At 70.2% G+C, this 19,989-nt stretch carries 18 protein-coding genes; 16 read left to right on the forward strand and 2 right to left on the reverse strand.

Annotation, left to right across the window (positions count from 1 at the left end; genetic code table 11):
* Nucleotides 1-103: 103 nt before the first annotated feature.
* The 3 genes from ACI7BZ_RS07980 to cobT all read left to right on the forward strand — a co-directional run bounded on the left by ACI7BZ_RS07980 (nt 104) and on the right by cobT (nt 4,237).
* The gene (locus ACI7BZ_RS07980; RefSeq protein WP_414116622.1) at nt 104-1,870 is read left to right on the forward strand and encodes a di-heme-cytochrome C peroxidase; all 1,767 of its coding nucleotides are present in this window, start codon (nt 104-106) and stop codon (nt 1,868-1,870) included.
* Nucleotides 1,854-3,113, forward strand: a complete 1,260-nt coding sequence (locus tag ACI7BZ_RS07985) for a cytochrome P450 (protein WP_414116623.1) — start codon at nt 1,854-1,856, stop codon at nt 3,111-3,113. The genes ACI7BZ_RS07980 and ACI7BZ_RS07985 overlap by 17 nt, the downstream gene beginning before the upstream one ends.
* Nucleotides 3,114-3,211: 98 nt before the next feature.
* Nucleotides 3,212-4,237, forward strand: a complete 1,026-nt coding sequence (cobT, locus tag ACI7BZ_RS07990; RefSeq protein WP_414116624.1) for a nicotinate-nucleotide--dimethylbenzimidazole phosphoribosyltransferase — start codon at nt 3,212-3,214, stop codon at nt 4,235-4,237.
* Nucleotides 4,238-4,283: 46 nt separating this feature from the next.
* On the opposite strand, the gene ACI7BZ_RS07995 is transcribed toward cobT, so the two are convergent.
* Nucleotides 4,284-5,318: a sensor histidine kinase gene (locus tag ACI7BZ_RS07995; RefSeq protein WP_414116625.1), complete on the reverse strand. Its 1,035-nt coding sequence runs from the start codon at nt 5,316-5,318 to the stop codon at nt 4,284-4,286.
* 170 nt (nt 5,319-5,488) lie between these two features.
* Between ACI7BZ_RS07995 and ACI7BZ_RS08000 the strand changes: the two genes are divergently transcribed.
* From ACI7BZ_RS08000 to glyS, 10 genes are all read left to right on the forward strand, one after another.
* The gene (locus ACI7BZ_RS08000) at nt 5,489-5,980 is read left to right on the forward strand and encodes a thermonuclease family protein (protein WP_414116626.1); all 492 of its coding nucleotides are present in this window, start codon (nt 5,489-5,491) and stop codon (nt 5,978-5,980) included.
* A gap of 73 nt (nt 5,981-6,053) precedes the next feature.
* Complete coding sequence (locus tag ACI7BZ_RS08005; RefSeq protein WP_414116627.1) at nt 6,054-6,638, forward strand: hypothetical protein; 585 nt, start codon at nt 6,054-6,056, stop codon at nt 6,636-6,638.
* A gap of 103 nt (nt 6,639-6,741) precedes the next feature.
* The gene (locus tag ACI7BZ_RS08010) at nt 6,742-7,353 is read left to right on the forward strand and encodes a glutathione S-transferase family protein (protein ID WP_414116628.1); all 612 of its coding nucleotides are present in this window, start codon (nt 6,742-6,744) and stop codon (nt 7,351-7,353) included.
* Between the two features lie 33 nt (nt 7,354-7,386).
* Nucleotides 7,387-8,130 (forward strand): MBL fold metallo-hydrolase, encoded by a 744-nt coding sequence (locus ACI7BZ_RS08015; protein ID WP_414116629.1) that lies wholly within the window; start codon nt 7,387-7,389, stop codon nt 8,128-8,130.
* The gene (locus ACI7BZ_RS08020; RefSeq protein WP_414116630.1) at nt 8,108-8,797 is read left to right on the forward strand and encodes a uracil-DNA glycosylase family protein; all 690 of its coding nucleotides are present in this window, start codon (nt 8,108-8,110) and stop codon (nt 8,795-8,797) included. The genes ACI7BZ_RS08015 and ACI7BZ_RS08020 overlap by 23 nt, the downstream gene beginning before the upstream one ends.
* A gap of 168 nt (nt 8,798-8,965) precedes the next feature.
* Nucleotides 8,966-10,108, forward strand: coding sequence for an Mrp/NBP35 family ATP-binding protein (locus ACI7BZ_RS08025; RefSeq protein ID WP_414116631.1), 1,143 nt, complete (start codon nt 8,966-8,968; stop codon nt 10,106-10,108).
* Between the two features lie 230 nt (nt 10,109-10,338).
* On the forward strand, nt 10,339-11,430 hold the full coding sequence (locus ACI7BZ_RS08030) for a TRAP transporter substrate-binding protein (protein ID WP_414116632.1): 1,092 nt from the start codon (nt 10,339-10,341) through the stop codon (nt 11,428-11,430).
* Between the two features lie 248 nt (nt 11,431-11,678).
* Nucleotides 11,679-12,608, forward strand: a complete 930-nt coding sequence (locus ACI7BZ_RS08035; RefSeq protein WP_414119115.1) for a glycine--tRNA ligase subunit alpha — start codon at nt 11,679-11,681, stop codon at nt 12,606-12,608.
* Nucleotides 12,605-13,207 carry a cysteine hydrolase family protein gene (locus tag ACI7BZ_RS08040; protein WP_414116633.1) on the forward strand — a complete coding sequence of 201 codons (603 nt, stop codon included), beginning with the start codon at nt 12,605-12,607 and terminating at the stop codon, nt 13,205-13,207. The genes ACI7BZ_RS08035 and ACI7BZ_RS08040 overlap by 4 nt, the downstream gene beginning before the upstream one ends.
* 113 nt (nt 13,208-13,320) lie before the next feature.
* Nucleotides 13,321-15,507 (forward strand): glycine--tRNA ligase subunit beta, encoded by a 2,187-nt coding sequence (glyS, locus tag ACI7BZ_RS08045; protein WP_414116634.1) that lies wholly within the window; start codon nt 13,321-13,323, stop codon nt 15,505-15,507.
* 72 nt (nt 15,508-15,579) lie between these two features.
* Here the strand turns inward: glyS and ACI7BZ_RS08050 are convergent, their stop codons facing one another.
* Nucleotides 15,580-16,914, reverse strand: coding sequence for a lytic murein transglycosylase (locus ACI7BZ_RS08050; RefSeq protein ID WP_414116635.1), 1,335 nt, complete (start codon nt 16,912-16,914; stop codon nt 15,580-15,582).
* A gap of 277 nt (nt 16,915-17,191) precedes the next feature.
* On the opposite strand from ACI7BZ_RS08050, the gene galU reads away from it, so the two are divergent.
* The 3 genes from galU to ACI7BZ_RS08065 all read left to right on the forward strand — a co-directional run bounded on the left by galU (nt 17,192) and on the right by ACI7BZ_RS08065 (nt 19,936).
* Nucleotides 17,192-18,091: a UTP--glucose-1-phosphate uridylyltransferase GalU gene (gene galU / locus ACI7BZ_RS08055; RefSeq protein ID WP_414116636.1), complete on the forward strand. Its 900-nt coding sequence runs from the start codon at nt 17,192-17,194 to the stop codon at nt 18,089-18,091.
* Nucleotides 18,092-18,242: 151 nt separating this feature from the next.
* Nucleotides 18,243-18,887, forward strand: a complete 645-nt coding sequence (locus ACI7BZ_RS08060) for a DUF1007 family protein (RefSeq protein WP_414116637.1) — start codon at nt 18,243-18,245, stop codon at nt 18,885-18,887.
* Nucleotides 18,884-19,936: a nickel/cobalt transporter gene (locus tag ACI7BZ_RS08065; protein WP_414116638.1), complete on the forward strand. Its 1,053-nt coding sequence runs from the start codon at nt 18,884-18,886 to the stop codon at nt 19,934-19,936. The genes ACI7BZ_RS08060 and ACI7BZ_RS08065 overlap by 4 nt, the downstream gene beginning before the upstream one ends.
* Nucleotides 19,937-19,989 lie beyond the last annotated feature (53 nt).

Raw genomic sequence — 19,989 nt, forward strand, 5'->3', positions numbered from 1 at the left:
GAATGAAACCAGACGGGCGCAGCCCGCGAACACCACGCGCGCGGGCACTGCCCGCGGACAAAACAGGCGGGCCTGTCCCGCCGGGACGAGACGATTGGGGGCGATGATGCTTGGGCGCAAGGGCTGGATCGTGCTTGGCTGCGTAGCCGGGTTCCTGGGGCTGGCGGCAGCCACCGATGCGTTGATGGCGCGCCGTCCGCCGCCGGCACCGGCGGATGCCGCGCCGCCCCTCCTGCTGCAGCAGGGCTGGTCGAGCGACATGCGCGATCAGTTCTATTACACCACGCAGGGCTCCCGGCTCATGCCCCTCGCCTTCCTGAAGGCGCTGGAGCAGCCGGGCAATGCCGGCCTCTTCCTCGATCCGGGCCACATCGCCGCCACCGGCTTCCTGCCGGCGGACGGCCCCTCCCGCAACAATCCCGACCTCCTGCCCATCGGCTTCGCCCGCGACGGCGCCTCCGACGGCGCCTTCGGCCCCATGGTGGGGCTCACCTGCGCCGCCTGCCACACCAGCGACATCAAGGTGGGCGCCGCGCGCATCCGCATCGACGGCGGCGCCTCGCTGGGCGATTTCCAGCTGCTGATGCGCCGGCTCTCCCGCGCCCTCGACGCCACCCTGGCCCAGCCCGCCAAGTTCCGCCGCTTCGCCGCCCGACTGGGTGCCGACCCCAAGGCGGTGCGCCCGGCGCTGGAGGCGGTGGCCGCCGACATCCGCCGGCTGGAAGCGGCCTCCTGGACCCCGGTGGCCTACGGCCGCGGCCGGCTCGATGCCTTCGGCCACATCCTCAATGCGGTGGCGGCGGAGGCGCTGGCCGAGCCGGCCAACTTCCGCATCCCCGATGCGCCGGTGAGCTATCCCTTCCTGTGGACCACCCCGGCGCAGCGCTATGTGCAGTGGAACGGGGTGGCCGGCAACCCGCTGGGCCGCAACCTGGGCGAGGTGCTGGGGGTGTTCGGCCATCCCAGCTTCGCCAACGGCCAGCTCGCCGCCGCCACCTCCACCACGGCGCTGGACAATCTGGTGGCGCTGGAGGCCTGGGTTGCCCAGCTGAAGCCGCCGCCGTGGCCGCAGAAGGAGCTGGGCAGGCCCAGCGCGGCCAAGGCCCGGCGCGGCGCCGAGCTGTTCAAGGCCCATTGCGCCGGCTGCCACGGCGGGCCCGACTATCGCCTCACCCCCGCCGCCGAGACCGAGGGCGGGCGCCAGTGGCTGGCGGTGACCATGGTGGACCTCGCCACGGTGAAGACCGACCCGAAGATGCTCACCAATTTCGCCGGCCGCACTGCGCGGCCCGGCGCGCTCGCCCCGCTGCTGAAGCCGGTGACGCTGCCCGACGGGCAGGTGCCGGCGGGCCAGCTGCTGCTCGCCGCCGTCTACACCATCACCGAGAACGCCCTGCGCGCCCGGAACATCACCGGCGATGAACGCAAGGCCTATTACGGCTGGCGCTTCGCGCCCGAGCCGCCGCCCGCCCCGGGCGCCCCGCCGCCCCGCCCGCAGCAGGGCTGGACGCGCTCGCTGGCCTACAAGGCCGGCCCGCTGGCCGGCGTGTGGGCCACCGGCCCGTTCCTGCACAACGGCTCGGTGCCCACCATCTACGACCTGCTCTCGCCCGAGGCGGAGCGGCCGAAGACCTTCCTGGTGGGCGCGCAGCGCTTCGACCCGAAGAAGCTCGGCTTCGTCTCCACCGCGGAAGATCTGCCCGAGGCCGAGCGCGCCGGCCTGTTCGTGTTCGACACCCGCCTGCCCGGCAATTCCAATGCCGGCCACGCCTTCCCCGATCCCGCGGTGGCCGTGCTGTCGCCGCAGGACCGCTTCGCCATCATCGAATATCTGAAGATCCTGGAGGGGCCGGATGTCTCCCGTCACTGAGGCCAAGCGGTACACGCCCTATCTCGACCGCCTCGCCGCCTTGCGCCCGGCCGAGCGCTGGCCCCTGGCCCGCGAATGGATTTCCGCCGAGCCGCGGCCATTCTTCGCCGAGCTGCGGGCGCACGCCCCCATCTTCGAGACGCCGGAGGTCACCCTCCTCGCCAAGCGCGCCGACGTCATCGAGGCGCTCTCGATGCCCAAGGTGTTCACGGTGGATCTCTACCGCCCCAAGATGGGCGACTTCATGCTGGCGCAGGACGAGACCGTGGTGAACTACCGCGACAAGGCGGTGATGCGCGCCATCCTCGCCCTCGACGACCTGCCGCGCATCCGCGCCTTCGTGGCCCAGGTGGCCGACGCGGCGCTCGACGCCGCCGGGGGCGAGATCGAAGCGGTGCAGAAGCTCGCCCGCTTCGTGCCCATGCGGGTGGTGCAGGATTTCTTCGGCATCCGGGGCGAGGCCCAGGAACTGCTGGACTGGTCCTATGCCAACCAGATGGACCAGTTCAACAACCTGCCTTACGACGGGCGCCCCGACGCCGACGCCATCCACCAGGCGGCGGAAGACTCGCGGGTGAAGCTGCGGGCGCTGTTCGCCCGCCTCATTCCCGCGCGCATCGCCGAGATCAAGGCCGGCACCGCGCCGGACGACAGCCTCACCCGCATCCTCAGCCTGAACCTGCCCGCCGCCGACCATTTCGGCATGGACCGGGTGGTGATCAACGTGGGCGGCCTGCTCATCGGCGCCATCGAGACCACGGCGGAAGCCGTCATCAACGTGCTGGCGGAGCTGTTCTCCCGGCCGGAGGCGCTCGTCGGCGCGCGGGCGGCCGCGGCGGCGGGGGATGACGCGGCCTTCGATGGCCATGTGTGGGAGGCGCTGCGCTTCTCCCCCATCGTCGCCTTCATGTTCCGCGAGGCGGCCTCGACCATCACCATCGCCCGGGGCACCGGGCGCGAGAAGGTGATCGGCAAGGGCACCGTGGTGCTGCCGCTGAGCCTCTCGGCCATGTTCGATGCCGATTTCGTGCCCCAGCCGGAGGCCTTCCGGCCGGACCGGCCGTTCCACGCCTATCTGCATTTCGGCTACGGGCACCATGAATGCCTGGGCCGTTATGTGGGCGGCGTGATGATACCGGAGATCGTCAAGCGGGTGCTGCGCCGCCCCGCCGCCCATCCGGCGGCGCCGGTGGACATGGCCGGAACGCCGTTCCCGCAGGCCTACCGCATCGCCCTCGCCTGAGCCTTTGCGGGGCGGGTGGCGGCCGCCCCGCATTTGCCCCGGAGCGCCGGGCGCTCTATGGGAGCGGCAGCCCGAAAGCCGCTCACCATCAGGTCGCCATGTACGCTCCCGATACCGCACTGCCCTTCGACGACATCCGCCAGCTCGTCGCCATCCTGCCCGGCCCCAGCGCGGGCGCGCGGGAGGCGGCGCTGGCGCGGCAGGCGCAATTGGTGAAGCCGCCCGGCGCGCTGGGCCGGCTGGAGCAGATCGCGGTCCACATGGCGGCCTGGCAGGGCAATTCCCTGCCCACCGTCAACCGGCCCATGGTGGCGGTGTTCGCCGCCACCCACGGCATCGCCGACCGCGGCGTCTCGCCCTATCCCGGCGCGGTGACGAAGCAGATGATGGCCACCTTCACCGCCGGCAAGGCCGCGGTGAACCAGATCTGCGCCACCTTCGACGCCGGCTTGCGGGTGTTCGACCTCGCTTTGGACTATCCCACCCCGGACATCACGCAGGACGCCGCCCTCGACGAGAAGGCCTGCGCCGCCACCATGGCCTTCGGCATGGAGGCCATCGCCGGCGGGTCGGATCTGCTGTGCCTGGGGGAGATGGGCATCGGCAACACCACCATCGCCGCCGCTTTGTGCCACGGCCTTTATGGCGGCGCGGCGGAAGACTGGGTGGGCGCCGGCACCGGCGCATCGGGCGAGGTGCTGGCCCGCAAGGTGGAGGCCGTGCGGGCGGCGGTGGCCTTCCACAAGAACCATCTGTCCGATCCGCTGGAGGTGTTGCGCCGGCTCGGCGGGCGCGAGGTGGCGGCGATTGCCGGCGCCATCCTCGCCGCGCGCCACGAGAAGGTTCCGGTGGTGCTGGACGGCTATGTGGTCACCGCCGCCGCGGCGGTGCTGCATGCCCTGAACCCTGCCGCCCTCGACCATTGCCTGGCCGGCCATGTCTCGGCGGAGAAGGCCCACGGCGCCCTGCTGGCGCGGCTGGGGCTGGTGCCGGTGCTGGACCTCGGCATGCGGCTGGGGGAGGGCTCCGGTGCGGCGCTGGCCATCGGCGTGGTGAAGGCGGCGGTGGCCTGCCACCGGGGCATGGCGACCTTCGCCGAGGCGGGGGTGGCGCAGGAGGGCTGACGGCGCGACCGGGGAGCCCGCACCCGCCCGGCGGCCGCGGCAGGGCTCAGAGCGCGCGGGCGGCCGGGAACACGACGCGGGCGGCGGTGCCGCCGCCGGGGCGGCGCACCAGCGAGAGTTCGCCCCCATGCAGCCCCGCCAGCCCGCGCACGATGGCAAGGCCCAGGCCGGCGCCGCGGCCGGTGGCGAGGTCCAGCCGGCTTTCGCGCGGATGCGCGCCGCCCAGCGGCAGCTCGCCCATGGTGACGCCGGGGCCGGTGTCCTCCACCGCCAGGAAGGGGGCGCCCTGCGCGCCGATGCCGGCCACCAGCCGCACCGCCCCGCCGGCCGGGGTGAACTTCACCGCATTGGCCAGGAGGTTGAGCGCGATCTGGCGCAGCGCCCGCTCGTCGCCCCACAGGCGCGGGGCGATGCCGGCGGGCTCGAAGCTGAGGGCGAGGCTGCGGGCCTCGGCCTGCGGGCGCATCATGGAAAGGCAGTCCCCCGCCATGGCATCCAGGGCGACGGGGGTCTCCATCAGCGAGCGGTGCCCGGTCTCGATGCGGGCGAGGTCGAGCAGGTCGTCGGCCAGGGCCAGGAGGTGGCGGCCGGAGGCGTGGATGTCGCGCGCATAGCCGCCATAGGCCGGCACCCGGTGGGGTCCCAGCACCTCCTGCGCCATCATCTCGGAAAAGCCCATCACGGTGTTGAGCGGCGTGCGCAGCTCGTGGCTCATCTCGGCGAGGAAGAGGGATTTGGCCCGGCTTTCGGCTTCCGCCTGCAGCCGGGCGGCGTCGGCGGCGCGGGCCCGGGCCTGCCAGGCCCGGCTCTGCGCCTCAAGCCGCGCCAGACGCAAGAGCAGGGCGCCGGCCAAGGCGGCCATGGCGCCGGCGGCGGCGCCGGCCGGCCCGGCCCAGCTTCCGCCGGCAAGGGCGAGGGCGGCGATGGCGGCGCCCGCCAGGGTCAGGCGGGTGAGGGCCAGACGGGTGAGGGCCGGCCCGGGCGAAGGTGGCGCGGGGGCGGGCTGGGCGAATCGCGTCTCCGCCGCCGCGGCCCCGGGGCGGGCGGCAGGGTCGGGCAGGGGGCGAACGGGGCCGGACATGCGGCGGAGCCCTCGGCGTCCGCCGCGCCTCGGGGGCGACTCGCGGCGGACGGCACACGGATGCGATGCCGACTCCTGCCGCCAATGCGGTTAACGAGCGGTTAACGCCCGCGCTGCATGCTGCCGGGCGGCGCCGCCGTGGCGCCGCCTGCCCGCGAGGTGCTGCCGGAATGCGTGCCCTGGACGCCTTGGTCGCCGTGCTGGTGCTGTTCGGCGTGGCCCTGTTGTCGGAACTGCTCATGCAGCGGGAAATGCTGGAGGGGGTGGCGGTCGCCGTGGACGGCGACACGCTGGACCTGCGCGGCACCCGCCTGCGGCTCTCCGGCATTGATGCGCCGGAGCTGCGGCAGGAATGCGTGCGCGAGCGCCGGCCGTGGCCCTGCGGGGAGGCCGCGCGGCGGACCCTGGCGGAAGCGCTGCGCCGGGGGCCGGTGTCCTGCGCCGCGGGGCGGGCCGACAAATACGGCCGCCCGCTGGCCCGCTGCACCGTGGGCGGCGTCGATCTTGCCGACGTGATGGTGCGCGAGGGCATGGCGGTGGCCTATCTCGGCCGCGATTATGCCGGCGCCCAGGCGGAGGCGCAGGCGGCCCGGCGCGGCATCTGGGCGGGACCGTTCGAGATGCCGGTGGACTGGCGGGCCGCGAACCCCCGAAGGCCATGAATGCTTTAAGTTGTATTTTTATTTATGACATATTAATAGCTGTGCAACGCCTTCCCTCCCGAGAGCAGTTGCCATGGCCACGCCCCCCAAGCCGCTCACCGCCAAGCCGCTCACTCCCAAGCCCCCCGCCAAGCCCGCCGCCGCGAAAGGGACGACGAAGGGCGGCCTGAGCCGGGGCACGCCGGGCTATGCCATCAACTTCTTCCGCTCCGACATCCTCGTGAACCTGCAGCTGGACCTGAAGCGGCTGGAGCGGTCCGGCATCGACGAGGAGGTGTGCAGCCGCGTGCGGTTCCTGCTCAGCGCCCTGGTCAGCTCCGCCTCCGCCGAGCCCAAGGCTTCCCTCTGGGGATCGGCCATCTACGAGATCCTGCGGGACTATGAAGACGTCTACAGGAAATGGAACGACGTGAAGGGCGCCGACGCCGCCGCCATCGACGAGCGCGACCGCATGCTCAGGACCCTGCAGGACATCCGCCACAAAATTGCGAACGCCTGCCGCAAGAATGCGCACAGCCTGTCCGAGGAGCACGACCTGGCGCTGATCGATTCGATCCACAAGGCGCTGGTGGAAACCATCCAGGTGGTGCCCGGCGTGTTCACCGCCCTGACCACGAGCGCGGAGCGGTTTGGCCGCCGCGCCGTGCCCAGGGACTGAGCTGCGCAGTCGAGCCGCCGCCGGCTGCACCCGCGGGCGGCGGCGCTTGACCTTCTCCTCGCCCCCGTGATCAGTGACGGTCAAGAGGAGGAGACGCGACCCCATGAAGCTCTATGATTTCGACCGCGCGCCGAACCCGCGCCGCGTGCGCATCTTCCTCGCGGAAAAGGGCATATCGGTGCCGATGGTGCCGGTGGATCTTTCCCGCCACGAGCACAAGTCGCCGGAATTCACCCGCCTCAACCCCCGCCAGCGGGTGCCGGTGCTGGAGCTGGACGACGGCACCGCCATTAGCGAAACCATGGCCATCTGCCGCTATTTCGAGGCGCTCCAGCCCGAGCCCAACCTGTTCGGCCGCACCCCTGCGGAGCAGGGCCTGGTGGAGATGTGGCAGCGGCGGGTGGAGCTGGAGCTGCTCGTCCCCATCATGATGGTGCTGCGCCATCTCAACCCCGGCATGGCCGCCAGCGAAGTGCCGCAGGTGCCTGAATGGGGCGAGGCGAACAAGCCCAAGGTGCTCGCCTATCTCGAATTCCTCGATACCGAGCTGGCCGGCCGCGCCTATGTGGCCGGCGACCGCTTCACCGTGGCCGACATCACCGCTTTGGTGGCGCTGGACTTCATGCGGGTGATCCGCACCGAGGTGCCGGCGAAGCTCGCCCACCTCCTGCGCTGGCGGGACGTGGTGTCGCAGCGGCCGAGCGCCGGGGCCTGATCCGTGGGCGGGACCTTTATGATGCCGGCCGCCATGAGGCTGAAGGTGGTGGGCTGCGGCGATGCGTTCGGCTCCGGCGGGCGGGGCAATTCCTGCTACCGCGTGTGCGCGCACGGCCTGACCGTGACCCTCGATTTCGGCGCCAGCGCCCCGGTGGCCTTCAACCGCCTGGGCCTGTCCGCCGCCGACATCGACATCATCTTCCTCAGCCACCTGCATGGCGACCATTTCGCCGGCATCCCGTTCCTGCTGCTGGACGGCCAGTTCGTCCACCGGCGCGGCAAGCCGCTGCGCATCGTCGGCCCGCCTGGCACGCGGGCGCGGCTGGAGGCGGCCATGGAGGCGCTGTTCCCGCACATGGGATCGAACGCCTGGCGGTTCGAATGGACGGTGGAGGAGGTGGAGCCGGGTTCCACCACGCGCCACGGCCCCTTCACCCTCACCACCGCGCAGGTGGTGCATTCCTCCGGCGCCCCCTCCACCGCCCTGCGGCTTGCCGACGGCAGCCGCACCCTGGCCTTTTCCGGCGACACGGAATGGACGCCGGCGCTTGTGCCCATCGCCCGCGACGCCGATCTCTTCATCTGCGAAAGCTTCATGTTCGAAGGCGCGCCGGTGGGCCATCTCGCCTACCGCACCATCGCCGACCACCGGGCCGAGCTTGGCGCCCGCCGCATCCTGCTCACCCATATGGGCGAGGAGATGTGGGCGCGGCGGGGCGAGGTGGACACCACCCATTTCATCGTGGCCGAGGATGGGCTCGAACTCGACGTCTGACCCGCCCCCCGCAGATGCCGCCGCCCTGGATGCGCTGGTGGCGCGCATCCGCGCCTGCCGGCTGTGCGTGGAGGCGCCCCGCGGGGCGCCGCTGCCGCATGCGCCGCGCCCGGTGCTGCGGGTGTCCGCCACGGCCTCCATTCTGGTGGCGAGCCAGGCGCCGGGCACGAAGGTCCATGCCAGCGGCCTGCCCTTCACCGATGCCTCGGGCGACCGCCTGCGGGCGTGGATGGGGGTGAGCACGGACGACTTCTACGATGCCGCGCGCATCGCCATCACCCCCATGGGCTTCTGCTTTCCCGGGCAGGATGCCACCGGCGGCGACCTGCCGCCCCGGCGCGAATGCGCGGCGGCGTGGCACGACGCCTTGTTCGCCGCCCTGCCGGCCTTTTCGCTCATCCTCGCGGTGGGGCGCCCGGCGCAGGCCTACCACCTCGCCCGGCTCGGCCTTGCCGCCCACCTGGGCGCGAGCCTGGGGGCGACGGTGGCGGGCTGGCAGGCGGTGCGCGCCGCCGGCCTCGCCCGGCCGGCGCCGGTGGCGGTCTATCCCCTGCCGCATCCCTCGTGGCGCAACACCGGCTGGCTGAAGCGCAACCCCTACTTCGAGCGCGAGGTGGTGCCGGCCTTGCGTGCCGATGTCGCACGCCTGCTCGGGCGCGGGGCATGAGGGCGCGGGAGCACCATTATTTGCCTACGCCTTGTGCAGCGCCCATATGTCAGGCTTTGCACTTGCCGTCGGGCGTGCGAATCAAATGGTAACTTCGAACGTTTCCAGTCCGGCCCGCGCCAGCCCCGATCCGAAAGGGCGCGGAGGACCGGCGGGGGAGTAGGTGACATGGCCAGCAATGACACAGCCGAACTGACCGAAGACATGGTGCGCGCCGCCCTCGCCGCGGTGCGGACGCCGGAAGGCGTGGCGCTTTCCGTCTCCCCCGCCTTGTCGGGCGTGGTGGTCACCTCCGGCAAGGTCTATCTCTCCGTCAATGTGGACCCGGCGCAGGCGCGGGCCTGGGAGGGCGTGCGCGGCGCCGCCGAGGCGGCGGTGAAGGCCCTGCCCGGCGTCACCTCCGCCCTCGTGGCGCTCACCGCCGAGCGCAAGGCCGCCCCGGCGAGCGCGGCCCCCGCGGCGCACGGCCATGGCCATGGCGCGCCGGCCCCGTCCCGCGCCATCTCGGTGCCGGGCGTCGCCGCCATCATCGCGGTGGCCTCGGGCAAGGGCGGGGTGGGCAAGTCCACCACCTCCATCAACCTCGCCCTCGGCCTGCGCGATCTGGGCCTGAAGGTGGGCCTGCTGGACGCCGACATCTACGGCCCCTCGGTGCCGCGCCTGTCCGGCGTCGCCCAGAAGCCGGAAACGACGGCGGATGGCAAAACCATGATTCCGCTGGAGAACTTCGGGCTGCAACTGATGTCCATCGGCTTCCTGGTGGAGGAGGACACGCCGATGATCTGGCGCGGGCCCATGGTCATGTCCGCCATCTCCCAGATGCTGAAGGACGTGAAATGGGGTCCCCTCGACGTGCTGGTGGTGGACATGCCCCCCGGCACCGGCGACGCCCAGCTCACCATGGCCCAGCAGGTGAACCTGGCCGGTGCGGTCATCGTCTCCACGCCGCAGGACCTCGCCCTCATCGACGCCCGGCGCGGGGTGGCCATGTTCGAGCGGGTGAACATCCCCATCCTCGGCGTGGTGGAGAACATGTCTCATTTCATCTGCCCCCATTGCGGCGGTCGCTCCGACATCTTCGGCCACGGCGGCGCCCATGCGGAGGCGGACAAGTTGGGCGTGCCCTTCCTGGGCGAGATTCCGCTGCACATGCGCATCCGCGAGATGTCGGACGCCGGCCTGCCCATCCTGGTCTGTGATCCCGACAGCCCGCAGGCGGCCGCCTACCGACACGTGGCGCAGGGGGTGAAGGCCGCGCTGGAGCGGGTGCAGGCTTCCGCGCGCAAGGCGCCGCGCATCGTCATCGAGTAGGCGGTCTCTGGTCCCTTCTCCCTCGCCCCGGCCGCATGCGGGCGCCGGGCGGGGGAGGTCGCGGACGGCTGGCGTAACGGCACCCTGCCCCCGTCCGGGGCGGCGCAGCTTGGCCGTTTGGAGGACGCGGGAAGCGCTTCCCTCAAAACGGTTCGCATTCTAGAAGAGTGCATACGACGGCCCCCACTTACCATGGGCCGCGTCCGAAGATGTCCTAGGGAGCCTCTTCCATGAAACGCCGTGATTTCCTGACCGCTGCCGGCGCGGGCGCCGCTGCTTCTGCAGCCGTTGCCATGCCGGCCATCGCCCAGTCCGCGCCGGACGTGAAATGGCGCTGCACGTCGTCCTTCCCCAAGTCCCTCGACACCATCTTCGGGGCTGGTGAACTGATGGCGCGTTCGGTGGCGGAAGCGACCGACGGCAAGTTCCAGATCCAGGTTTTTGCGGCGGGGGAGATCGTGCCCGGCCTGCAGGCGCTCGACGCCACCCAGAACAAGACCGTGGAGATGTGCCACTCCGCGTCCTATTATTATGTGGGCAAGGACCCCACCTTCGCCCTCGGCACCGCCGTGCCGTTCGGCCTTAATGCCCGCCAGATCAACGCCTGGTTCCAGTTCGGCAACGGCCTGACCCTGCTCAACGACTTCTACAAGAAGTACGGCGTGGTCATGATGCCGGGCGGCAATACCGGCGGGCAGATGGGCGGCTGGTTCCGCAAGGAGATCAAGTCGGTTCAGGACCTGCAGGGCCTGAAGATGCGTATCGCCGGCATCGCCGGGCAGGTTCTCACCCGCCTGGGCGTGGTGCCGCAGCAGCTTGCGGGCGGCGACATCTACCCGGCGCTGGAGAAGGGCACCATCGACGCCGCGGAATGGGTCGGCCCCTATGACGACGAAAAGCTCGGCCTCTACAAGGTGGCCCAGTATTATTACTTCCCCGGCTGGTGGGAGGGCTCGGCCGCCCTCAATTTCTTCGTCAACCAGGAGAAGCTGAACGAGCTGCCCAAGGCCTACCGTGCCGCTTTGGTTTCGGCCATGGCCCAGGCCAACGAGAGCATGCTGGCGAGCTATGATGCCAAGAACCCGGTGGCGATCCAGTCGCTGGTGAAGGCCGGCACCCAGCTGCGCCGCTACCCGGCCGACGTGATGGATGCTGCCTACAAGACCTCGCACCAGCTCTATGATGAAATCGGCGCCAAGAACGCAGACTTCAAGAAGATCTTCGAAGACCTGAAGGCGTTCCGCAACAATGCCTATCTGTGGTGGCAGATTGTCGAGTTCACCTACGACGATTTCATGGTGCGCGCGCGCACCCGCGGCTGATCGCGCCGTGCTGCAAGGCCGAAGGCCCCGGGGCACGCTCCGGGGCCTTCCGGCGTCCGCGGCTGGAGCCGGCGGCGGATTCCCGCTTCCCTCCCCCCCGCGCGCGCTCTAGTGTCCGCGCGCCCGCGGCGGCGTCCGGCGCCGTGGGGTGATGACAGGGGGGCGGCCCGTGCCCGTGGGCCGTGTTCCGCATCGGCCGTGTTGCATCGGCCGTGTACTGCATTGGCCGTTCCTGCGAGCTCTTGATGATTGATCCGCACCTTCCCGCCCACATGCGGCCCGACCGCTCCTTCCAGGCCCTGCTGCTGACGCTCCAGCGCTTCTGGGCGGACCAGGGCTGCGTCATCCTCCAGCCCTACGACATGGAGGTGGGCGCCGGCACCTTCCACCCCGCCACCACCCTGCGCGCCCTGGGGCCGCGGCCGTGGAAGGCCGCCTATGTGCAGCCCTCGCGCCGCCCCAAGGACGGGCGCTATGGCGAGAACCCCAACCGGCTGCAGCATTATTACCAGTTCCAGGTGATCCTGAAGCCCTCGCCGGACAACCTGCAGGAGCTTTACCTGAAGTCGCTCGCCGCCATCGGCGTGGACCTGGCGCTGCACGACGTGCGCTTCGTGGAAGACGACTGGGAGAGCCCGACGCTGGGCGCCTGGGGCCTGGGCTGGGAATGCTGGTGCGACGGCATGGAGGTGTCGCAATTCACCTATTTCCAGCAGGTGGCGGGCTTCGAATGCGCCCCGGTCTCCGGCGAGCTGACCTACGGGCTGGAGCGCCTGGCCATGTATGTGCAGGGCGTGGAGAATGTCTACGACCTGAACTTCAACGGCCGCGAGGGCGCGGAAAAGACCAGCTATGGCGATGTGTTCCTGCAGGCGGAGCAGGAATATTCGCGGCACAATTTCGAGGCGGCCGACACCGACATGCTGCTGGAGCAGTTCCGCATGGCGGAAAAGGCCTGCCACCGCTACCTGGCCTTCGGCGACAAGGGCGAACGCCACGAAATGGTGCTGCCGGCCTATGACCAGTGCATCAAGGCATCCCACGTCTTCAACCTGCTGGATGCCCGCGGCGTCATCTCGGTGACCGAGCGGCAGGGCTACATCCTCAAGGTGCGCGAGCTGGCCAAGGCCTGCGGCGCCGCCTGGCTGAAGACGGCGGCCGGCGGGGCGGCGGCATGAGCGGCGCGCGCACCTTGCTTCAGATTGCCGGCGCGCCGGCGCGCCCGGCCGACCTCGCCCGCGCGAGCATCGTCGTCATCGATGCCCAGCGCGAATATGTGGACGGCCTGGCGCCGCTCGCGGGCATAGCGCCCGCGCTCGACACCCTCGGCCGCGTGCTCGCAGGCGCCCGCGCCGCGGGCGCGCCGGTGATCCATGTGGCCCATCGCGGCGAGGCCGGCTCGGGCGGCGCGTTCGACCCCGAAGGCAAGGGCTTCGGCTTCGCCGCACCGGCCCTGCCCGCGCCGGGCGAAGCTGTGGTGGAGAAGGGGCTGCCGAATGCCTTCGCTGGCACCGCCCTGCTCGACCTTCTGCGCGCGACCGGCCGGGGTGAGATCGTCCTCGCCGGCTTCATGACGCACATGTGCGTCAGCACCACCGCCCGCGCGGCGCTCGACCTCGGCTTCGCCTCTTTCGTCGTCGGCGATGCCTGCGCCACGCGCGCCTTGCCGGACCCGCTGGGCGGCGCCGATATCCCGGCGGAGCAGGTGCATCGCACGGCGCTTGCCGAGATCGCCGACCGCTTCGCCTTCGTGGTGCGCGCCGACGCCCTGCGCTGAGGCGCGGGCTGCACCCTCGACGCAGGGGCGGAAACGCACTAGAGCACGGCCAGAACCTTTGCCCGCCTGCGCCTCGCGCGCCGGCCCGCCGACCAGGCGACGAGCCCGAGACCATGCCCGACCTTCTGCTTGAACTCTTCAGTGAGGAAATCCCCGCCCGCATGCAGGCCCAGGCGGCCGATGCGCTGAAGAAGCTCGTCACCGATGCGCTGGTGGAGCGCGGCCTGCTCTATGAGGGCGCCAAGGCCTTCGTGACGCCGCGCCGCCTGGCGCTGGCGGTGCACGGGCTGCCCGGCCGGCAGGCGGACCAGAAGGAGGAGAAGAAGGGCCCGCGCGTCGGCGCCCCCGAGGCGGCCCTCGCGGGCTTCCTGAAAGCTGCGGGCCTCGCCTCCATCGAGCAGGCCAGCATCCAGAGCGACCCCAAGAAGGGCGATTTCTACGTGGCGGTGGTGGAAAAGCCCGGCCGCGCCACGCCCGAGGTGATCGCCGAGATCGTGCCGGACGTGATCCGCAAATTCCCCTGGCCGAAATCCATGCGCTGGGGCGAGGGCACGCTCAAGTGGGTGCGGCCGCTGCACAGCATCCTTTGCACCTTCGGGGCGGAGGGGGACGAGCCGGAGGTGGTGCAGTTCGAGGTGGACGGTATCGTCTCCTCCAATGTCACCCGCGGCCACCGCTTCCTGGCGCCGGCCTCGTTCACGGTGAAGCGCCTCGACGACTGGATGGCCAAGCTGGAAGCCGCGAAAGTGGTGGCCGACCGCGACCGCCGCAAGGACATCATCCTCAACGATGCCAAGGATCTGGCGCTGGCCGCGGGGCTGGAGCTGGTGGAGGACGAGGGACTGCTGGACGAGGTGGCGGGCCTGGTGGAATGGCCGGTGGTGCTCATGGGATCGTTCGAGGCGCGCTTCCTCGACATCCCCGACGAGGTCATCCGCGCCACCATCCGCGCCAACCAGAAGTGCTTCGTGCTGAAGGACCCCGACACGGGCCGGCTGGCGAACCGCTTCCTGCTCATCTCCAATCTGGTGGCGAGCGACGGCGGGGCGGCCATCGTCGCCGGCAACGGCCGCGTCATCCGCGCCCGCCTGTCGGATGCGAAATTCTTCTGGGACACGGACCGGGTGAACGGGCTGGAAAGCCGGATGCCCAAGTTCCAAAGCATCACCTTCCACGAGAAGCTGGGCTCGCAGGCCGAGCGCATCGCGCGCATCGCAAGGCTGGCGCAGGAACTGGCCCCGAAGGTGGGCGCCTCGCCCGCGCTGGCGGAGGAAGCGGCGCTCATCTGCAAGGCCGACCTGCTGACCGAGGTGGTGGGCGAATTCCCCGAGCTGCAGGGCCTCATGGGCCGCTATTACGCGCTGGGCGAAGGCATGGCCGGCGAAGTCGCCGCCGCCTGCGAGGAGCATTACAAGCCGCAGGGACCGGGCGACCGCGTGCCCACCGCGCCGGTCTCCGTGGCCGTGGCGCTGGCGGACAAGATCGACACTTTGGTGGGCTTCTGGGCGATCGACGAGAAGCCGACCGGGAGCAAGGACCCCTATGCGCTGCGGCGGGCGGCGCTGGGGGTGATCAGGATTGTGCTGGAGAATGAGCTGCGGGTTAAACTTGCTGTTCTCACCTCTCCCCTGTTCGAATTTCTTGACGTTGCTCGCTTGAACGCAGATGTCTCACAGCGTCAGGCAAGCATTGATAAGCTGGGGACGGGCATCGCCGCTGGGGCGACTGCTATCGTACAAACAAGCTTTGGCGACCGCTTGGTAGATGAACGTGCGAAAGACCTCCTCTCCTTCTTCGCCGACCGCCTGAAGGTCCATCTGCGCGAGCGCGGCGCGCGGCATGATCTGGTGGATGCCGTCTTCGCCCTGGAAGGGCAGGACGACCTTCTCCTCGTGGTGCGCCGGGTGGAGGCGCTGGGCCGTTTCCTCGATACGGAAGACGGGAAAAATCTCCTCGCCGGCTATCGCCGCGCGGTGAACATCCTGCGCATCGAGGAGAAGAAGGACGGCCGCGCCTTTGCCGGCCCCACCGATGCCACGCTTTTGCAGGAGCCGGCGGAAGAGCGCCTGGCCGATGCCATCGAGCAGGTGAAGCGCCGCGTCGCCGATGCGGTGGCGGCGGAGGATTTCGCGGCGGCCATGACCGCTTTGGCCGACCTGCGCGCCCCGGTGGATGCCTTCTTCGAGGCGGTGACGGTGAATGCGCCCGACCCCGCCCTGCGGGAGAACCGCCTGAAGCTGCTGGATGAAATCCGCGCCGCCACCCGCGGCATTGCCGATTTCGACCGCATCGAGGGGTGAGGCGTCCCCTCTCCCGCAGGCGGGAGAGGGCTTGCCGGCGCCGGGAGGCGATGGCCGGAAGGGCGCCGCCCCTCAGCGCCGCAGTTGCTGCAGCACCGAAAGGTCGGGATAGCCGTCGGGCAGCAGCCCGGCGCGGGCCTGGAAGTCCTGGATGGCCACCCGGGTCTTCTGGCCCAGAATGCCGTCCACATTGCCGATGTCGTAGCCGCGCTGGGTAAGGCGGTTCTGGATCTCCAGCCGCTCGGCCTTGGAGAGGCCCCGCTCCTCCTTCGGCCACGGCTGGGCGAAGGCGCCGCCGCCGCGCAGCCGGTCTGCCAGATGGCCGATGGCGAGGGCGTAGGCATCGGCCGGGTTGTACTTCAAGATGGCGTCGAAATTCTTCATCATCAGGAAGGCCGGCCCGTTGGCGCCGGCGGGCAGCAGCAGATAGGCGGTGTCCGCGGGGCGGGGGAAGGCCATGCCGCCCGCCCGGCGCACGCCCATGTTGCCCCATTCGCCCAAGGTGCGCTTGAGGGTGCGGTTGGCGTTGCGATAGTCGAAGCCCTGCGGCAGCACCACCTCATAGCCCCAGGCCTTGCCGAATTCCCAGCCGTCCAGCTTCAGGTTGTTGGCGGTGGAGGCGATGATGTCGGGGATGGAATCCACCACGTTGCGCTTGCCGTCGCCGTCGAAATCCACGGCAAAGCGCTGGAACGAGGTGGGCATGAACTGGGTGGGGCCGAAGGCGCCGGCCCACGAGCCCTTCATGTGGTCGTAGGGCACGTCGCCCTTCTCCAGAATCTGGAGGGTGGCGATGAATTCGTCGCGGAAATAGTCCTGCCGCCGGCCGATGCAGGCCAGGGTGGCGGTGGAGTCCAGCACGTTGCGCGAGCCGATGCCGTCCGGGTCGCCATAGGTGGATTCGATGCCCCAGATGGCGGTCACCGCATAGCGGTCCACGCCATAGGCCTTTTCCACCTTGTCGAAGATGGGCTTGTAGCGCTCCAGCACCTCCCGGCCCTTCTTCACCCGCCAGTCGGTCACCAGCATGTTCACATAGGCGCCGATGGGCTTGGAGAATTCCGGCTGGCTGTCCAGATAGTCCATGATCTTCATCTGCGGCTCAAGCCGCGCGGTGTAGCGATCGAAGGTGCGCCGGGACACGCCCTTGGCCTGGGCCAGGGGCCACATGCCGGCGATGCAGGCGGGAAAGTTCGCCTGCGCCTGGGCGATGGCCTCGCGCGTCATCAGCGGATGCCCGCCGCCGGAGGGGGCCGCCTGGGGCTGGCCCGCCGGGGGGAAGCCGAAGATGGAGCCGGTGGTCTGCGCCTGCGCCACCGCGGGCGTGATGAGCGCCGTTGCCACGAGTGCGAGTGCGGCGCCAATGGCTGCCGCGCAGGGTGCCGCCTTGCAGGTCGTTGAAGCCATCGCGAAGCCTTCTCCCCGGGCACGCCCTCCGGGCGGCCGCGTTTCCTGACCGTCTGAGGCATCTACTGGGCGTCAATATGGTTGCGCGCCGGTTAACGTAAGGCAAGTTTTTGCGGTTGCGGGGCCGATCTTGCGGTATCATGATAATCAAAGGAACGGGGGCCCGGCGGCCCCGTTGCTCCGCCGCAGGGGGAACGAATACTTTTGCTGCAGTGCGGCGCCGCGCGAAAAGGTGTGATAAAGCAGCCCGTGGTCTGGGACAAAGAGGGGCAGATTGATGCGGAAACCCATTCGTAAGGCCATCCTTCCCGTTGCGGGCCTCGGCACGCGCTTCCTGCCCGCCACCAAGGCGGTGCCGAAGGAAATGCTGACCGTGGTGGACCGGCCCGTGGTGCAGCACGTGGTGGACGAGGCGCGCGCCGCCGGCATCGAGCACATTGTTTTCGTCACCGGCCGCAACAAGGCGGTCATCGAGGACCATTTCGACCGCCAGTTCGAGCTGGAGCGCACCTTGCAGGAGCGCGGCAAGATCAAGGAACTGGAGCAGCTGGACCGCGACACGCCGAAGGCGGGCACCACCTCCTTCACCCGCCAGCAACTGCCGCTGGGCCTCGGCCATGCGGTGTGGTGCGCGCGCGACATCATCGGCGACGAGCCGTTCGCGCTGCTGCTGCCGGACATGCTGCACATGGCCAAGGCCGGCAACGGCAACGGCAAGGGCTGCCTCGCCTCCATGGTGGAAGCCTATGAGGAGACCGGCGGCAATCTGGTGGCCGTCTATGAGGTGCCGGACGACCAGACCCACCAGTACGGCATCGTCGGCACCGGCGAGGAAAAGGCCCGCGGCGCCCGCGCCATCACCCAGATGGTGGAAAAGCCCAAGGCCGGCACCGCGCCCAGCAACCTTGCCATCTCCGGCCGCTACATCCTGCAGCCGGCCATCTTCGACCTGCTGGCGAAGCAGGAGCGCGGGGCGGGCAACGAGATCCAGCTCACCGATTCCATGCTCAAGCTGAAGGAGGCTGAGCCCTTCTACGCCGTGCGCTTCGACGGCGCGGTCTATGATTGCGGCTCCAAGATCGGCTTCCTTATGGCCAATGTGGCCTATGCCCTGTCCCGCCCGGACATCGAGGGCGAGTTCCGCGCCGAGCTGAAGAGCATCCTCGGCGGCAATTGATGCCAGGGGCGCGCCGTCCGGTCCGGGCGGCGCGCCACCATTCTGCCGAAGTCCCGGGCAAGGTCATGCAATCTCCATGTTGGAGTGGGAAACGGTTCGTCCAATCCGGCGAATCGGGCCGTTCGCATTCGCCCCGGGAGGCATCACGTCCATGACGCTGCGCCAAGTGATCGCCGCGTTTCTCCTCGCCGCCGCGCTGGCCGTCAGCGCCGTGCCGCGGGCGCAGGCGCACCCGCACGTGTGGGTCACCATGAAGAGCGAGCTGGTCTATGACCAGGACGGGCGCCTGGCCGCGCTGAAGCAGGCCTGGACCTTCGACGACGCCTTCACCGCCTTCGCCCTGCAGGGCATGGACAAGCGCAAGGACGGCACCTATGGCGACGACGTGCTGAAGCCGCTCGCCGAAGTGAATGTGACCTCGCTGAAGGAATACAATTACTTCGTCACCGGCAAGACCGCGACGGCCAAGCTCGCCTTCAAGGACCCGGTGGATTATTACCTCACCTATGAGAACGAGCTTCTCACGCTGCACTTCACCCTGCCGCTGGAAAAGCCCACTCCCGCCAAGGGCAATATTTCGGTGGAAATCTACGACCCGACGGTGTTCGTCTCCTTCGCCTTCGCGGAAAAGGAGCCGGTGCGGCTTCTCTCGGCCCCGGCCGGCTGCACCCAGCAGGTGGTCTCGCCCGAACCGCCGCAATCCTCGCAGCTGAGCGAGGCGTTCTTCTCGCAGCTCACCTCCGCCAGCACCTACGGGGCGCAGTTCGCCGACAAGATCACGGTCAAGTGCCCGTGAGCGCTCCCGCTCCCGCTCCCGCAGCCGCCGGCCCGGTGCGCCGCGCGGCGCGCCTTGTGCTCGCCGTGGGCGTCGCGCTGGGCGCCCTCCTGGCGCTGGGGCTGCTGGTGGCGCTGGTGCTCTACCCGGATTTCGCCTTCGCGCAGGCCTTCGGCGCGCCCAGCGGGGCGCCCAAGGCCACCCCCTTCGGGATGGGCGCCGCCGCCGCCCCCACCGGCATCACCGGCTTCATCCTGGCGCAGCAGGCGGAATTCTACCGCATGCTGGTGCAGGCGGTGCGGGCCAGCAAGGCGGACGGCAACGCCACCTTCCTCCTCGCCGGCCTGTCCTTCGCCTATGGCGTGTTCCACGCCGCCGGGCCGGGGCACGGCAAGGCGGTGATCTCGTCCTATCTGCTGGCGGACGGCGGCACGCTGCGGCGCGGGGCGGTGCTGGCGCTGGCCTCGGGCCTGGTGCAGGCGGTCGCCGCCATCGCCTTCGTGGGCATTCTGGCCCTGGTGCTCAACGCCACCGCCGTGTCCATGGCGCGGGCCATGGATGTGGTGGAGATCGCCGCTTACGGCGGCATCGGCCTGTTCGGCCTTTATCTCGCGTTCGTGAAGGGGCGGGACATGGTGGCGGTGGCGCGCGGCGTGCCGGCCCATGCCCACGGGCCGGAGTGCGGCTGCGGCGATGCCCATGCGCCGGACCCCTCCCTGCTCGACGGGCGGGGCGGCTGGAAGCGGGCGGCGGTGGCGGTGGTCTCCGCCGGGGCGCGGCCGTGCTCGGGCGCCATCCTGGTGCTCACCTTCGCCCTGTCGCAGGGGGTGTTCGCCAGCGGCGTCGCGGCGGCCTTCGCCATGGGCCTGGGCACCGCGGCGATGGTGACGCTGATTGCCGGCATCGCCGTCTACGGCAAGCGCCTGGCGGTGCGCCTCGCCGGGCGGGACGACCGCCGCGCCATCCTCATGCGCCTTGGGGTGGAACTGGCCGCAGCCGTGCTGGTGATGCTGTTCGGCTTCGCCTTGCTCACCGGCTATCTGGAGAGCGAGCGGCTGTTGCCGGGCTGACGCGCGGTGCTGCGGCGCCGCACCCCATGCCGCAATGCGCCAAAATTCGCCAC

It is taken from the genome of Xanthobacter sp. AM11, assembly GCF_047444035.1.
GTDB lineage: Bacteria > Pseudomonadota > Alphaproteobacteria > Rhizobiales > Xanthobacteraceae > Xanthobacter.